Below are 15,701 nucleotides of genomic sequence, written 5' to 3' on the forward strand. Positions count from 1 at the left end.
AACGGATTCCCGGAGCCTGTCCCATGGAACGCACCTGCCTTGCCGTCATTCTTGCCGCCGGCGACAGCACACGCATGAAATCCTCGAAATCGAAGGTGCTGCATCCGGTCGCCAACCGGCCGATGATCGCACATGTTGTGGACGCGGTGGCGAAGGCCGGCATTTCGTCGGTCGCTCTCGTCGTTGGGCGTGATGCTGGCGAAGTCTCGAATGCCGCCAGAATCGGCGGCGTCGAGGTCGAAGCACACTTGCAGAAAGAGCGCCTCGGAACCGGACATGCAGTTCTTGCGGCACGCGAAGCGATCGCCCGCGGCTACGACGATATCCTGGTGACGTATGGCGATGTCCCGTTACAGACCGAGGGGCCGCTGAAGGCGGCGCGCCAGGGACTGGCGGAGGGCAGCGACATCGTCGTCATCGGCTTCCATACGAGCAAGCCAACGGGCTACGGCCGGTTACTCGTCAAGGACGGCGAATTGATTGCGATCCGCGAGGAGAAGGACGCGACCGATGCGGAGCGCGCCGTCAAATGGTGCAATAGCGGCCTGATGGCGATCAACGGCCGCAAGGCCCTCGATCTCCTTGCGCGCATTGAAAACAGCAACGCCAAAGGCGAATACTATCTCACGGACCTCGTCGAGATTGCCCGCTCGCTCGGCGGCCGGGTAACGGCCGTCGATGCGCCGGAAGTGGAAATGACCGGCTGCAACAACAGGGCAGAACTCGCGGCGATCGAGCGTTTCTGGCAGGAGCGCCGCCGCCACGAATTGATGATCTCCGGCGTGACGATGATCGCCCCCGAAACGGTTTTCCTGTCGCACGACACCGTCATCGGCCAGGATGCGCTGATCGAGCCGAATGTCGTCTTCGGTCCGGGCGCAGTGATCGACGGCGGCGCGGTGATCCATGCTTTCTCCCATATCGAAGGCGCGCATGTGAGCGTCGGTGCGACGGTCGGTCCCTTTGCACGCCTGCGGCCAGGCGCCGATCTCGGCGAGAGATCGAAGGTTGGCAACTTCTGCGAGGTGAAGAACGGGCAGATCGGTGAGGGCGCCAAGGTCAACCACCTGACCTATATCGGTGATGCGGTCATCGGCGCCGGGGCCAATATCGGCGCGGGCACGATCACCTGCAATTATGACGGCGTGAATAAGCACGAGACCCGCATCGGCGCCAACGCCTTCATCGGCTCCAACAGTGCGCTGGTTGCTCCGGTCAGCATTGGCGACGGTGCCTATATTGCGTCGGGCAGCGTCATCACCCACAATGTCCCTGCCGAGGCGCTCGCTTTCGGCCGGGCGCGCCAGGAAGTGAAGCCGGAGCGCGCCAAGGCGATCCGCGAGCGCGCGCAGGCGATCAAGGCCGCAAAGCAAGCCAAGACTGAGTAACGGCCGGAAATCGAAAGTGACCGGCTGACCGATTGAGAAACAACAGAAAATCGCTAGGACTGGCTCGTAATTTTGAAGCGTTGGGGACATTTTCATGTGCGGTATTGTGGGGATCGTCGGCAGTCAGCCGGTCGCGGAACGTTTGGTTGATGCGCTGAAGCGGCTCGAATATCGAGGTTACGATTCGGCGGGCGTCGCGACGATCCACGAGGGCGTGATGAGCCGTCGCCGCGCCGAGGGCAAACTCTTCAATCTCGAGAAGTGCCTCGACGTCGAGCCGCTGCCCGGTACGACCGGCATCGCCCATACGCGCTGGGCAACGCACGGCGTTCCGAACGAGACCAATGCGCACCCGCACTTCGTCGAGGGCGTGGCGGTCGTCCACAACGGCATCATCGAAAACTTCTCGGACCTGCGTGACGAGCTCATCGCTGAAGGTGCCGTATTCGAAAGCCAGACCGACACCGAAGTCGTCGCACACTTGATGGCGAAATACGTGCGCGAAGGGCTTGAGCCCCGCGCGGCCATGCTGAGGATGCTGAACCGCGTGACGGGCGCCTATGCGCTCGTCGTTATGCTGCAGAGCGATCCGGGCACGTTGCTGGCAGCGCGCTCCGGCCCGCCGCTTGCTATCGGCTTCGGCAATGGCGAAATGTTCTTGGGCTCGGATGCAATCGCTCTTTCGCCCTTCACCAACGAAATCACCTATCTCGTCGACGGCGACTGCGCGGTCATCACCCGCGACGGTGCGGCCATCCTCGATTTCTCCGGCAACCCGCTAAATCGCCCGCGGCAGATATCGCAGGCGACGGCCTATGTCGTCGACAAGGGTAACCATCGTCACTTCATGGAGAAGGAAATCTATGAGCAGCCGGAGGTCATCTCCCACGCGCTCAGCCACTACATGAATTTTGCCGAGAACACGATTGGTGCGAATGCGTCGGAGATTGATTTCAAGACAGTCAGCGGCCTCGCAATCTCGGCCTGCGGCACCGCCTATCTCGCCGGTCTGATCGGCAAATACTGGTTCGAGCGCTATGCCCGTCTGCCGGTCGAGATCGATGTCGCCTCGGAATTCCGCTATCGCGAAATGCCGCTGCAGCCGTCGCAGGCGGCGCTCTTCATCTCGCAGTCCGGCGAAACCGCAGACACGCTGGCCTCGCTCCGCTACTGCAAGGACAACGGCCTGAAGATCGGCGCCGTGGTCAATGTGCAGGAGTTGACGATCGCGCGCGAATCCGATGCCGTCTTCCCGATCATGGCTGGTCCTGAAATCGGAGTTGCTTCGACCAAGGCCTTCACCTGCCAGCTGGCCGTCCTCGCGTCTCTGGCGATCGGTGCCGGCAAGGCGCGCGGCACCGTCAGCGCCGATGAGGAAAAGGGGCTCGTCCGGCAACTCGCCGAAATGCCGCGCATCATGAGCCGTGTGCTGAACCTCGTTCAGCCGCAGATGGAAAGTCTCTCACGCGAACTCTCCAAGTGCCGCGACGTGCTTTATCTCGGCCGCGGCACCAGCTTCCCGCTGGCGATGGAAGGTGCGCTGAAGCTCAAGGAAATTTCCTATATCCATGCGGAAGGGTATGCGGCGGGCGAATTGAAGCACGGGCCGATCGCGCTGATCGACGAGAACATGCCGGTCATCGTGATCGCGCCATACGACCGGTTCTTCGAAAAGACCGTTTCGAACATGCAGGAAGTCGCAGCCCGTGGCGGCCGGATCATATTCATCACCGACGAAGCAGGCGCTGCTGCCTCCAAGCTGCCGACAATGGCGACGATCGCGCTTCCGAACGTCCCTGAGATCATCGCGCCGATGATCTTCTCGCTGCCGATCCAACTGCTCGCCTACCACACCGCCGTCTTCATGGGCACGGATGTCGACCAGCCACGAAACCTTGCAAAATCTGTCACGGTGGAGTGAATCGGAAAGCCGCCGGAAGGCTTGTGAAAGGGGCCGAATTCTGGCAGCTTCGTTCCAGGTGCGGGGGAGCGCCTGATCACGTCAGCCGGTAGATTCAAGGGAGTTCATCGCGAGCGATGACGCACAAACTGCCCCGATTGCCGATAGCGACCCGCATGAGAAACAACTTCCTTGCGGGCCTTATCATCTGTGCTCCGATTGCGATCACGCTGTGGCTCACGTGGTCCGTCGTACGGTGGGCTGACAGTTGGGTGAAGCCTTACATTCCCGCGCGTTACGATCCGGCCAGCTACCTGAATTTCGCCGTACCCGGCTCCGGCCTGGTGATCGCGATGATCTTCATCACCATCATCGGTTTTCTCGGCAAGAACCTCATCGGCCAGACCATCGTCCAGTTCGGCGAGTCGGTGGTACGCCGCGTGCCGCTGGTGCGCAGCATCTACAAGAGCGTGAAGCAGATATTCGAGACGGTGCTGGAGGAACGCAGCAATTCCTTCAAGAAGGTGGGCCTCATCGAGTATCCGAGCCCCGGCCTCTGGGCGCTGGTGTTCATCGCAACCGATGCAAAAGGCGAGATCGCTTCGAAGTTCAATGCGATGGGCCAGGATATGGTGAGTGTGTTCCTGCCGCCGACGCCAATACCGACCGCGGGATTTCTGATCTTCGTGCCGCGCGAAAAGATCGTCGTGCTCGACATGAGCGCGGAAGACGGCGCCAAGCTGCTCGTCTCCGGCGGCCTCGTGGCGCCAGACTTTCCGGCCAAGCCGTCCAAGGAACCGGCGGTTCCGGGAAAACCGAGACTGCTAGCCCGCGCGAAGAAAGCGGATCGCTTCGTCGCGCCGGAATAGATAGAGCAGGGTGCGGAACGCGGAACCGCGTTCGCTCGTGAGTTCCGGGTCGCGCTCGATCAGATAGGCGGCATCTCTTCGGGCGATCTCCAGAAGGTCGGCGTGCGCTTCGAGGCTCGCGATCCGGAAGCCGGGCGTGCCGGATTGGCGGGTACCGAGCAGTTCGCCTTCGCCGCGCAGTTTCAAGTCTTCTTCGGCAATCCGGAAGCCGTCCTCCGTCTCCCGCATGATCGAAAGCCGCGCATGGCCGGTTTCGCCGAGCGGGCCCTTGTAGAGCAGGATGCAGGTCGAAGCTTCGTCGCCACGGCCGACGCGGCCGCGAAGCTGATGGAGCTGCGCGAGACCGAAGCGTTCGGCATGCTCGATCACCATGATCGTCGCATCCGGCACGTCGACGCCCACTTCGACGACGGTCGTCGCCACCAGCAGTCTGAGTTCGCCGTTCTTGAACGCCATCATCACGGCATCTTTCTCCAGTCCGCTCATGCGGCCGTGGATGAGGCCGATGCCCGGTCCGAGCGTTGAGACCAGCGTCGCATGCCGCTCTTCGGCGGACATGAGGTCGAGCTCTTCGGATTCCTCGACCAGCGGGCAGATCCAATAGGCCTTCTTGCCTTCGGCAAGCGCGCTTTGCAGCCGCTCGATGATTTCCCCGGTCCGTTCACTCGGTATGGTTATCGTCTGGATCGGCTTGCGGCCGGCGGGTTTCTCGGTGAGTTTCGAGACATCCATGTCGCCGAAGGCGGCGAGCACCAGCGTGCGCGGAATGGGTGTTGCCGTCATCACCAGCATGTGCGGCGAGATCCCCTTCGCCGTCAGCCGCAGCCGCTGGTGTACGCCGAAGCGATGCTGCTCGTCGACGACTGCCAGCATTAGGTTCTTGTAGTTGACGCTCTCCTGGAAGAGCGCATGCGTGCCGATGATGACTTGGGCCTCGCCGGAAGCGATGCGTCCCAGGATATCGTCGCGCTCACGTCCCTTGGTGCGGCCCGTCAGCACCTCGATACCGAGACTGGCAGAAGCGGCGAATTTGGAGATCGTCGCGTAGTGCTGACGCGCGAGAATCTCGGTCGGAGCCATCAGAACGGACTGTCCGCCGCACTCGATCACCGCGGCCATGGCCATCAGCGCCACCAGCGTCTTGCCGGAGCCGACATCGCCCTGCAGCAGTCGCAGCATGCGGTCTTCGCCAGCCATGTCCTTCAGGACGTCGGCGATTGCTTCCGTCTGGCTGCGCGTGGGCGAGAAGGGCAGCGCCTGCAGGATCTTCCCGCTGATTTTGCCGGTGGCATGGACCGGCTGCCCGGGGACCTTGCGAAGACGCTGGCGTACCAACGCGAGCGACAACTGTCCGGCAAGGAATTCGTCATAGGCGAGCCTTCGGCGGGCAGGGGCTTGCGGATCGACGTCGGTTGGATCGCGCGGTTCATGCAGCATATGGAAGCTGTCGGCGATCGAAGGCAGCCCCTGTGCCTGCGCCAGCGAAAGATCGATCCATTCCGGCAGTTCCGGCATGCGCAGCACCGCCGCCTCAATGATCTTGTGCAGCGTTTTCGGTGAGAGCCCGGCGGTCAGCGGGTAGACGGGCTCGACGAGCGGCAGGCTCTCCGTATCGCCTGCCTTTACGATGTAGTCCGGATGCACCATCGTTGCCCGGCCGTTGAACCAGTCGATCTTGCCGCTGACGGTGACCTCCTCGTCGATCGGAAGCTGCTTTTCCAGCCATGCCGCCTGTCCGCGGAAGAAGACGAGGCTGAGTTCGCCCGTCTCGTCGTGCAGGAAGACGCGGTAGGGGATATTGCTTTTGCCCCTCGGCGGGGGCTGGTGCCGATCGACCCGCGCAGTGATCGTCACGATCGCACCTTGCGGCGCGCGTGCAATTCCCGGCTGGTTGCGCCGATCGATCAGCGAATGCGGCGCATGGAAGAGTAGGTCGATGATCCGCGTATCGTCCGGTGTCTCGCGTCCAAGCAGTTTCACCAGCAGCTCGGCAATCTTCGGGCCGACGCCCGAAAGAGCCGAAACGGGGGAAAACAAAGGATCGAGGATGGTGGGGCGCATGCTGCAAAATGCGATGAAGAATAGGGCATTGGCAAGGCTGACAAGCCGCTTTCGAGGGGCTATAGAGGCGCATCAACAGGAAGGTGATGCCATGACAGGTGTGACACTCTCGAGTGCCGGTCTCGACCCGCGCCGCCGCCGCATATTGTTCCGCTGTTGGCATCGCGGGCTGCGCGAGATGGATCTGGTGTTCGGCCAGTTCGCCGAAGCCGAGGTGGCGACGCTGTCCGAAGCAGAGCTCGACGAGCTCGAAACCATTATGGGCGAGGAAGATAACGACCTTCTGCGCTGGGTTATGGGCACATGGCCCGTGCCGGAGCGCTTTCAAACGCCGATGTTCCAACGCCTCGCAGCCTTCAAGCCGGATTTCGAATACCCGGCCGACACCGCATCCAGGAAGCCGGAATGATCCCAGGATTTGATGCAAGCAAGCTCGCAGCCGCCGCCGAGCCGCTGACGATCGGCAATGTGCCGTCCGGCCTGGAACCGCTCTTGCTCGCCGAATTGGCACGCGCTGGCGGACCGGTCGCCTATGTGCTTTCCGACGGGCAGCGCATGGCCGACCTGGAGCAAATGCTCGGCTTTGTCGCGCCCGACATTCCGGTTCTTACGCTGCCCGCCTGGGACTGCCTGCCCTACGACCGCGTTTCTCCCAGCGCCGATACCTCGGCCCGCCGCCTGGCGGCACTGAGCGGCCTGATCGCCCATCGCAAGAAGCCACATGCGGCAATCGTGCTCGTTACCGTCAACGCAATGCTGCAGAAGGTGGCGCCGCAAGATGTGATCGAGAGCCTGGCATTCTCGGCGCGCCCCGGCAACCAGGTGCGTATGGACGACCTCGCCGGCCGTCTGGAGCGCAACGGCTTCGACCGGGTCGCGACGGTGCGCGAGGTCGGCGAATATGCGGTGCGCGGCGGCATCCTTGACGTTTTCGTTCCGGGCTCCGAAGAGCCGGTCCGTCTCGATTTCTTTGGCGACACGCTGGAAAGTATCCGCAGCTTCGACCCGGCAAGCCAGCGCACGACCGGTCAGGTGCGTTCTCTCGATCTCAACCCGATGAGCGAAGTGACGCTGACGCCGGATACGATCAGCCGCTTCCGCAAGAATTATCTCTCGGCTTTTGGTGCCGCGACCCGCGACGACGCGCTCTATCTTGCCGTTTCCGAAGGGCGCCGCTATCCCGGCATGGAGCACTGGCTGCCGCTCTTCTACGAGAAGCTGGAGACTGTCTTCGATTACCTGAAGGGTTTTCGGATGGTCACGGATCATACCGTGCGTGAGGCCGCCGAGGAGCGCTCGAAGCTGGTTCTCGACTACTTCGATGCCCGCCTGAACTCAGCCCAGCAGGTCAAGGGCCAGATGGCGCAGGGAACACCCTATAAGCCTGTGACGCCCGGTCAGCTTTATCTCGACAGCGAAATCTTTGCGAAGACTCTGGATGCGTTCAATTCCATGCGGATTTCGCCCTTCAACGAGCACGAGGGCGAGGCAAGGCGCGTCGTCAATATCGGTGCGCGCCAGGGCGAACGCTGGGCGCGGGCGAATGCCGAAGGCGGCGGCAATGCCGAGCGCGTCAACATCTTTGATGTTGTCGTCAAGCATATCGCCGAAAGGCGCGCAGGTGGCGCGAAGGTTCTCATCACCGCCTGGACGGAAGGTTCACTTGAACGCCTGCTGCAGGTGCTGAACGAACATGGCCTGGAACGCGTCAAGCCGATCGAAGCGTTGAAGGCCGTCGATTCGCTGGACAGGGGCGAGGCAGCGGCAGCCGTGCTCAGCCTCGAGTCGGGCTTCGAGATGGGTGACCTCATCGTCATCGGCGAGCAGGACATTCTCGGCGACCGCATGGTTCGCCGCACGAAGCGCCGCAAGCGCGCTGCCGACTTCATTTCGGAGGTTGCGGGTCTCGACGAAGGTTCGATCGTCGTTCATGCCGAACACGGCATCGGCCGTTTCGTCGGCCTGAAGACGATCGAGGCGGCCGGCGCCCCGCACGCCTGTCTAGAGCTGCAATATGCCGATGACGCCAAGCTCTTCCTGCCGGTCGAAAACATCGATCTCCTGTCACGTTATGGCGGTGAGGGAACCGAAGCCCAGCTGGACAGGCTCGGCGGCGGCGCATGGCAGATGCGCAAGGCGAAACTCAAGAAGCGCCTGCTCGACATGGCGGACGCGCTGATCCGAATTGCGGCCGAGCGTTTGACCCGCCACGCGCCGGCGCTGATGACACAGGAAGGGCTTTACGACGAGTTTGCGGCCCGATTCCCCTACGATGAGACCGAAGATCAGGACAATGCCATCGAGGCTGTGCGCGGCGACCTTGCCGCCGGGCGCCCGATGGATCGCCTCGTCTGTGGCGACGTCGGGTTCGGCAAGACGGAAGTTGCGCTGCGCGCCGCCTTCATCGCGGCGATGAACGGTATTCAGGTCGCTGTGGTCGTACCGACAACGCTGCTTGCGCGGCAGCATTTCAAGACCTTTATCGAGCGCTTCCGTGGCCTGCCGGTGCGTATCCAGCAGGCCTCGCGCCTTGTCGGTGCGAAAGAACTCGCTCTTACGAAGAAGGAGGTGGCCGAGGGCAAGACCGATATCGTCGTCGGAACGCACGCGCTGCTCGGCGCAGGCATCAAATTCGCCAATCTCGGCCTCCTCATCATCGACGAGGAGCAGCATTTCGGCGTGAAGCACAAGGAACGCTTGAAGGAGCTGAAGAGCGACGTCCACGTGCTGACACTTTCGGCAACGCCGATCCCGCGCACGCTGCAGCTGGCGATGACCGGCGTTCGCGAGCTGTCGCTGATCACAACACCGCCGATCGACCGCATGGCGGTGCGCACCTTCATTTCGCCCTTCGACAGCCTCGTCATCCGCGAGACGCTGATGCGCGAGCATTATCGCGGCGGCCAGAGCTTCTACGTCTGTCCGCGCTTGGCGGACCTCGAGGACGTGCATGCCTTCCTGCGGTCGGATGTTCCCGAGCTGAAGGTTGCCGTCGCCCATGGTCAGATGCCGGCGGGCGAACTCGAAGACGTCATGAATGCCTTTTACGAGGGCCGTTACGACGTGCTGCTTTCGACGACCATCGTCGAATCCGGCCTCGATGTCCCGACAGCCAACACGCTGATCGTCCACCGCGCCGACATGTTCGGTCTGGCGCAACTCTATCAGCTCCGCGGCCGCGTCGGCCGCTCGAAGGTCCGCGCCTTCGCGCTCTTCACGCTGCCGGTCAACAAGGTGCTGACGGCAACCGCGGAGCGTCGCCTCAAGGTGCTGCAGTCGCTGGATACGCTCGGCGCCGGCTTCCAGCTCGCCAGCCACGACCTCGATATCCGCGGGGCGGGTAACCTTCTGGGCGAGGAGCAGTCGGGCCATATCAAGGAAGTCGGCTTCGAGCTTTACCAGCAGATGCTGGAAGAGGCGGTCGCTGAGGTGAAGGGCGTTGACGAAATTCAGGATACCGGCTGGTCGCCGCAGATTTCGGTCGGGACGCCGGTGATGATCCCGGACGGCTACGTGCCGGACCTGCATCTGCGCATGGCGCTCTATCGTCGCCTCGGCGAGATCACTGAGCTCAAGGAGATCGATGCCTTCGGCGCCGAAATGATCGACCGCTTCGGTCCGATGCCGATCGAGGTGCAGCATCTTTTGAAGATCGTCTACATCAAATCGCTTTGCCGCATCGCCAATGTCGAAAAGCTGGACGCCGGCCCGAAGGGTGTGGTCGTCCAATTCCGCAACAAGGAATTCCCGAACCCGGCAAACCTGGTCGGGTACATCGCCAAGCAGGGCACGATGGCGAAGATCCGCCCGGACCACAGCGTGTTTTTGACCCGCGACCTGCCGACGCCGGAAAAGCGGCTGCAGGGCGCGGCCGTCGTCATGACGCAGCTGGCCGAAATGGCAAAGCCGTAGGGCCGGTCAGTTCAGCCCGGTGCGCGCTTCCGCCTTCGCCCTGGCGATGTCGCGAAGCGCGCCTGCCAGCACGTCCGGCGTCTGAGCGCCGCTGACAGCGTATTGCTGGTCGAAGATGAAGAAGGGGACGCCGTTGACACCCATCTTCTGGGCCGCCTCGATCTCGGCAATCACCAGGTCGCGGTCGGCATCCGAAGCAAGCAGGGAGGCGATGACAGCACGGTCGAGCCCGACTTGCTCGGCGATGTCGAGCAATACGGCGTGGTCTCCGACATTGCTGCCTTCTTCGAAGTTCGCCTTGAAGAGTGCGTTGACGACGCGGTCCTGCTTCTCGCGGTCCTCCACCATCGCCCAATGGATCAGGCGGTGCGCATCGAGTGTATTCGGCCCGATCTTGATCGCTTCGAAGTCGAAATTGATGCCGACCTCGCGGCCGAAGTCGGTCAGCATCTTGTGGGCCTGGGCGACGCGTTCGGCGCCGCCGAGCTTCTGCTCCAGCGCTTCCTTCTGATCGACGCCTTCGGGCGGATAGTCGGGATTGAGGCGGTAGGGCCTCCAGTTGATGTCGACGCCCACTTCGTCCTGCACTTCCGCGATAGCAAGCTCAAGCCGCGCCTTGCCGAGATAGCACCAGGGGCAGACGACATCTGATACGACGTCGATGGTGATGCGTTGCATGGTGGTTCCTTTCATCGGTCCGAGGCTTTCCACGCCATCTATGCCCTGACGCGTCCGACTTCAACCAGGCAGGAAAAAGGAACCGGCTCCGGCAGGCTTATTGCACGCTCTGATCCCACCAGGCCGGAAGCTGGTAGCCGTAAAGCGGCACAGCGTCGGGACGGCCGAGCCGCTTGTTGCGTGCGACCCATTGTTGGTCGATATGGTAGAGAGGCAATACATAATGGCCGGAAAGCAGCAATCGGTCATACGACCTGACGGCGGCTGTGAAATCCTCGTCGGAGCGGGCGGTAAGAATATGCTTGATCGACGTATCGACATTTGGGTCGGCAACGCCCGCGAAACTTGAACTGCCCTCGCGGTCGCGCGCAGCCGAGGACCAATAGGAAAGCTGCTCGTTGCCGGGCGAGAGCGACGACACATAAGATTTTAGAATAACATCATAGTCGAAACTATTGGTCCGGCTCTGATATTGCGAATCGTCCACAGTGCGGACCGAAGCGGCAATGCCCAGGGTTTGGAGCGAACGCTGAAAGGCAATCGCAAGTTTCTCCTGATCGGCATTCTGCGTCATGATCTCGAAGGCAAGCGGCTTGCCGCTGGCATCCGCCATCTTGCCGCCCTGGATCGAATAGCCGCCTTCCTTCAGCACCTGCACTGCCTTTTTCAGCACAGTGCGGTCGCGTCCGGAAGCATCGGTCACAGGCAGCTTGTAGGTGCCGTCGAGGATGGCAGGGTCGATCTTGTCTTTGAGCGGGCCTAGCATGTCGAGTTCGCGGGCGTCGGCCGGAACGCCGAAGCTCGAAAGCTTCGAATTCTGCCAGAAGCTCTGCGTGCGCTTGTAGGCACCGGAATAGAGCGTCTTGTTTGCCCATTCGAAGTCGAAGATCAGCGAGAGCCCCTCCCGAACCTTGATGTTTGCGAAGAGCGGCCGTCGCGTGTTGAAGACAAAGCCGAACATGCCGCTCGGCAGCTTCGACTGGAATGTATCCTTGATCACGGCACCGGAAGAAACCGCCGGAAAATTATAGGCGGTCGCCCAGTGGCCGGGGCTGCCGTCGGGATAGACGTCGATATCGCCCTTCTTAAAGGCCTCGAAGAGCGTCGTGTCCTGAAGAAAATACTGAACGGTGATCTGGTCGTAATTGTCCATGCCGACCTTGGAGGGGATATCCTTGCCCCAATAGTTCGGGTCGCGCTCATAGGTGATACTCTCGCCGGGCTTCACCGTCTTGATCTTGTAAGGGCCGGAGCCGAGCGGCGGCACGAGAGACGTCCGGTCGAAGGTTTCGGGATCGATGGCGTGCTTGGGCAGGACTGGAAAAAGCCCAAAGATCATCGGCGTTTCGCGGTCTGCCTTGTCGTTGAAGGTGAAGCGCACGCTGCGCTCGCCGACCTTCTCCATCTTGGAGACAAGGCTGAGACGATTCGCGAAGGGCACGCGTCCTTTGTCGCGCAGCAACTCGAAGGAGAACATGACGTCGTCGGCCGTCACCGGCTGGCCGTCGGACCACTTGGCTTTCGGATTGAGATTGAACTGGATGAACGTGCGGTCCTCGTCCCATTCGACGGTTTCCGCAAGCAGTCCATAGAGAGTGAAAGGTTCGTCTCGGGAGCGCAGCAGCAACGATTCGTAGACGAGATTGCCATAGTCCGGATCCCACATGCCGCGCGCTGTCGTCCGCATGCTTTTCAGGATGAAAGGGTTGAGATTATCGAAGGTGCCGACGACGCCGTAGGTGATCTTGCCGCCTTTTTTCACGTCCGGGTTGACGTAGGAAAAATGCCTGTAATCCGGGGGCAGGGCAGGTTCTCCGTGCATGGCGATACCATGCAGCGGGCTTGCAGCAACGGCGCCGCAAAACAGCGTAAAGGCAAGAGGGAAAACAACCCGGAGCATGCTCAAATCCTTTCCGGCAAAAGGCACGATTCGGCCAAAGACTATCATGCACGGCAGGAAATCGAACATTCACATGCCGAAATCTTTCGGCCCATCCAGAAATCGCCAAAGAAATACTGGATATCTGGATCACCTCAATGTAACAGGTGGTCCCGGGTTTTGGGGGACATGCATTTGCCTTAATGTTTTTAGAGGTGGAATGCCGAATGACCCCGGTTGGAGAGGACGGCAGATCGCGGTCCCGAATGGGTATCAGGAGACAGAATCCGTTATGATGTTCAAGTCTGATAAGAAATTGCGGGCAGCTCTGTCCGTTCTGGCAGTAGCTTTCGGCGCCGCTTCGGCCCCGGTATCCTCCTTCGCGCAGGATGCACCCGCACAGGCTGCCGGCGCGCCGCGCCTTGGCTGGTACAAGACCTGCAGCAAGCAGGAAGACAACGATATCTGCGTCGTCCAGAACCTGATCCTCGCCAACGGCGGCCAGCTCGTCACGGCTGTCGGCCTTATCAGCATCTCCGGCAAGGTCAACCGCAAGATTCTGCAGGTATCCGTACCGACCGCTCGCCTGATTCCGCCGGGCATCATGATGCAGGTCGATAACAACAAGGGGCAGAAGCTCGATTACGCCGTCTGCCTGCCGGACAAGTGCACCGCCGAAATCCCGCTGACAGATGCGATGATCGCCGGCCTCAAGAAGGGCAGCGACGTGATCTTCACGTCGATCAACTTCCGCCGCGCGCCGAACCCGATCAAGATTTCGCTCGAAGGCTTTACCGGCGCCTATGATGGCGAAGCCGTTTCGCCGAACAAGCTCGCCGAAAGCCAGAAGAGCCTGCAGGACAGCATGCAGAAGAAGGCTGAAGAAGCCCGCAAGAAGCTCGAAGACGCGCAGAACGCAGCTAAGGCGCAGTAATCCTGCCAGGTGGCAAGAGAATGAACAAGGACCCGGCACCCGCGCCGGGTTTTTGTTGTTACGGCAAACAAAAACCCCGCCGGAGCGGGGTTTAAAATCATAATCGATTGCGCGTCTTAGTGGGCGAAGCTCATCTTGGGTTTGAGCTGGCCAGACGGCGCTTGATCGAAAATCTGGTAAACCTGCTGATTGCGAAGCGGAATGCCGCTTTCGTCATTCACCAGGTTCTGCTCGGAGACGTAAGCGACATATTCGTTTTCGTCATTTTCCGCGAGCAGGTGGTAGAAGGGCTGGTCCTTGTCAGGGCGGACGTCGGGAGGGATCGAATTCCACCATTCTTCCGTATTCGCGAATTCCGGATCGACATCGAAGATGACGCCGCGAAACGGAAAAACCTTGTGCCGGACCACTTCACCGATACTGAACTTTGCTACTCTTTCTTTCATGGTACGACTTCCTTTCATCACCTGATCTGGTGATTGGGCCCGCTCAAATCAAGATTTTTGCGGGTCTTCGTCACATGAGTGTCATGTCGCCATCAGCCTCAGTGACAAGGAAGGAAGGCCCCGGCGGAACCGGAGCCTTCCGCTGAGCGATCAAGCCGAATAGTACATATCGTATTCGACCGGATGTGGGGTCATCTCGAAGCGCATCACCTCTGCCATCTTCAGCTCGATGAAGGCGTCGATCTGATCGTCGTCGAAGACACCGCCGGCAGTCAGGAACTTGCGGTCCTTGTCGAGGCTTTCGAGGGCCTCACGCAGCGACCCGCAAACCGTCGGGATCTTCTTCAATTCCTTCGGCGGCAGATCGTACAGATCCTTGTCCATGGCCTTGCCGGGATGGATCTTGTTCTTGATGCCGTCGAGACCGGCCATCAGCATGGCGGCGAAAGCGAGATACGGGTTGGCGGTCGGATCGGGGAAGCGGACCTCGACGCGCTTAGCCTTCGGGTTGGAGCCGAAAGGAATGCGGCAGGAGGCCGAGCGGTTGCGGGCCGAATAGGCAAGCAGCACCGGTGCTTCGTAGCCCGGAACGAGACGCTTGTAGGAATTGGTCGACGGATTGGTGAAGGCGTTGATCGCCTTGGCATGCTTGATGATGCCGCCGATATAAGTAGAGGCAGGTTTCGGAAAGGCCGGCATATTCATCACCGGCAAAGGTCGGCTTGCCGCCCTTCCAGATCGACATGATGCACGTGCATGCCCGAGCCGTTGTCGCCGAAGATCGGCTTCGGCATGAAGGTAGCTGTCTTGCCGTAGGCGTTGGCGACCTGGTGCACGACGTACTTGTAGATCTGCATCTTGTCGGCGTTGCGGACGAGCGTGTCGAACTTGATGCCCAGCTCGTGCTGGGCGGCGGCCACTTCGTGGTGGTGCTTCTCGACGACGACGCCCATTTCCGTCAAGCACCGTCAGCATTTCCGAGCGCATATCCTGGGCGCTGTCGACCGGCGGAACCGGGAAGTAGCCGCCCTTGACGCGCGGACGGTGGCCGAGGTTGCCGGTCTCGTAGTCGGTGTCGTCGTTCGACGGCAGTTCGCTGCTGTCGAGCTTGAAGCCCGTATTGTAGGGATCAGCCTTGTATTTCACGTCGTCGAAGACGAAGAATTCAGCTTCCGGACCCACGAAGATCGTGTCGCCGATGCCGGATGCCTTGAGGTAGGCCTCAGCCTTCTTGGCCGTGCCGCGCGGGTCGCGGTTATAGGCTTCGCCCGAAACCGGGTCGAGAATATCGCAGACAATGACCATGGTGGATTGGGCGAAGAACGGGTCCATGTGAACCGTTTCCGTGTCCGGCATCAGCACCATGTCGGATTCGTTGATGGCCTTCCAGCCGCCGATCGAGGAACCGTCGAACATGACGCCGTCCGCGAACATGTCCTCATCGACGCAGGAAACGTCCATCGTGACATGCTGCAGTTTGCCCTTGGGGTCGGTGAAGCGCAGATCGACGAACTTGACGTCGTTGTCCTTGATCTGCTTCAAGAATTTCGTTCGCGGTCGCCATGACAATCTTCCCTGTTCAGTTGACGATGATTGACGATGCGAATAAATGTCGCCAGCGTCGGGCGAGCACT

General features: G+C 61.0%; 10 protein-coding genes and 1 pseudogene. 6 read left to right on the plus strand and 5 right to left on the minus strand.

Features of this window, described 5'->3' with window-relative positions:
* Positions 1–23 precede the first annotated feature (23 nt).
* The 3 genes from glmU to ACW4PC_RS05505 all read left to right on the plus strand — a co-directional run bounded on the left by glmU (position 24) and on the right by ACW4PC_RS05505 (position 4,157).
* Entirely contained in the window at positions 24–1,388 is a 1,365-nt protein-coding gene (glmU, locus tag ACW4PC_RS05495; protein ID WP_455873096.1) for a bifunctional UDP-N-acetylglucosamine diphosphorylase/glucosamine-1-phosphate N-acetyltransferase GlmU, read from the plus strand.
* Between the two features lie 94 nt (positions 1,389–1,482).
* Entirely contained in the window at positions 1,483–3,309 is a 1,827-nt protein-coding gene (gene glmS, locus ACW4PC_RS05500) for a glutamine--fructose-6-phosphate transaminase (isomerizing) (RefSeq protein ID WP_455873097.1), read from the plus strand.
* Positions 3,310–3,425: 116 nt separating this feature from the next.
* On the plus strand, positions 3,426–4,157 hold the full coding sequence (locus tag ACW4PC_RS05505; RefSeq protein WP_455873098.1) for a DUF502 domain-containing protein: 732 nt from the start codon (positions 3,426–3,428) through the stop codon (positions 4,155–4,157).
* Here the strand turns inward: ACW4PC_RS05505 and recG are convergent.
* Positions 4,113–6,218 carry an ATP-dependent DNA helicase RecG gene (gene recG, locus ACW4PC_RS05510; protein ID WP_455873099.1) on the minus strand — a complete coding sequence of 702 codons (2,106 nt, stop codon included), beginning with the start codon at positions 6,216–6,218 and terminating at the stop codon, positions 4,113–4,115. The genes ACW4PC_RS05505 and recG overlap by 45 nt on opposite strands.
* Before the next feature lie 91 nt (positions 6,219–6,309).
* Between recG and ACW4PC_RS05515 the strand changes: the two genes are divergently transcribed.
* Both ACW4PC_RS05515 and mfd read left to right on the plus strand, forming a co-directional pair.
* Positions 6,310–6,627: an FAD assembly factor SdhE gene (locus ACW4PC_RS05515; RefSeq protein ID WP_455873613.1), complete on the plus strand. Its 318-nt coding sequence runs from the start codon at positions 6,310–6,312 to the stop codon at positions 6,625–6,627.
* A complete protein-coding gene (mfd, locus tag ACW4PC_RS05520) occupies positions 6,624–10,130 on the plus strand; it encodes a transcription-repair coupling factor (RefSeq protein WP_455873100.1) in 3,507 nt (1,168 codons plus the stop codon). Before ACW4PC_RS05515 ends, mfd begins: the two co-directional genes overlap by 4 nt.
* Positions 10,131–10,136: 6 nt before the next feature.
* Here mfd and ACW4PC_RS05525 read toward each other — a convergent pair whose 3' ends face one another.
* Complete coding sequence (locus ACW4PC_RS05525) at positions 10,137–10,808, minus strand: DsbA family oxidoreductase (RefSeq protein WP_455873101.1); 672 nt, start codon at positions 10,806–10,808, stop codon at positions 10,137–10,139.
* 97 nt (positions 10,809–10,905) lie between these two features.
* Entirely contained in the window at positions 10,906–12,708 is a 1,803-nt protein-coding gene (locus tag ACW4PC_RS05530; RefSeq protein WP_455873102.1) for an extracellular solute-binding protein, read from the minus strand.
* A gap of 271 nt (positions 12,709–12,979) precedes the next feature.
* On the opposite strand from ACW4PC_RS05530, the gene ACW4PC_RS05535 reads away from it, so the two are divergent.
* A complete protein-coding gene (locus tag ACW4PC_RS05535) occupies positions 12,980–13,621 on the plus strand; it encodes an invasion associated locus B family protein (protein ID WP_039844866.1) in 642 nt (213 codons plus the stop codon).
* Positions 13,622–13,737: 116 nt separating this feature from the next.
* Here ACW4PC_RS05535 and hspQ read toward each other — a convergent pair whose 3' ends face one another.
* Together hspQ and glnA are read right to left on the minus strand one after the other, a co-directional pair.
* The gene (hspQ, locus tag ACW4PC_RS05540) at positions 13,738–14,067 is read right to left on the minus strand and encodes a heat shock protein HspQ (protein WP_022715579.1); all 330 of its coding nucleotides are present in this window, start codon (positions 14,065–14,067) and stop codon (positions 13,738–13,740) included.
* Positions 14,068–14,217: 150 nt separating this feature from the next.
* Positions 14,218–15,631 (minus strand): annotated as a pseudogene (gene glnA / locus ACW4PC_RS05545) (type I glutamate--ammonia ligase).
* Between the last annotated feature and the right edge of the window lie 70 nt (positions 15,632–15,701).

The sequence above is a fragment of the Rhizobium yanglingense genome, assembly GCF_977109285.1.

Excerpts from the sequence above, each read along its gene's own strand:
- ACW4PC_RS05525 (WP_455873101.1), bottom strand. The coding sequence starts at position 10,808 with ATGCAACGCATCACCATCGACGTCGTATCAGATGTCGTCTGCCCCTGG.
- hspQ (WP_022715579.1), bottom strand. The coding sequence starts at position 14,067 with ATGAAAGAAAGAGTAGCAAAGTTCAGTATCGGTGAAGTGGTCCGGCAC.
- mfd (WP_455873100.1), top strand. The coding sequence starts at position 6,624 with ATGATCCCAGGATTTGATGCAAGCAAGCTCGCAGCCGCCGCCGAGCCG.
- glmS (WP_455873097.1), top strand. The coding sequence starts at position 1,483 with ATGTGCGGTATTGTGGGGATCGTCGGCAGTCAGCCGGTCGCGGAACGT.
- ACW4PC_RS05535 (WP_039844866.1), top strand. The coding sequence starts at position 12,980 with ATGATGTTCAAGTCTGATAAGAAATTGCGGGCAGCTCTGTCCGTTCTG.
- recG (WP_455873099.1), bottom strand. The coding sequence starts at position 6,218 with ATGCGCCCCACCATCCTCGATCCTTTGTTTTCCCCCGTTTCGGCTCTT.
- glmU (WP_455873096.1), top strand. The coding sequence starts at position 24 with ATGGAACGCACCTGCCTTGCCGTCATTCTTGCCGCCGGCGACAGCACA.
- ACW4PC_RS05505 (WP_455873098.1), top strand. The coding sequence starts at position 3,426 with ATGACGCACAAACTGCCCCGATTGCCGATAGCGACCCGCATGAGAAAC.
- ACW4PC_RS05515 (WP_455873613.1), top strand. The coding sequence starts at position 6,310 with ATGACAGGTGTGACACTCTCGAGTGCCGGTCTCGACCCGCGCCGCCGC.
- ACW4PC_RS05530 (WP_455873102.1), bottom strand. The coding sequence starts at position 12,708 with ATGCTCCGGGTTGTTTTCCCTCTTGCCTTTACGCTGTTTTGCGGCGCC.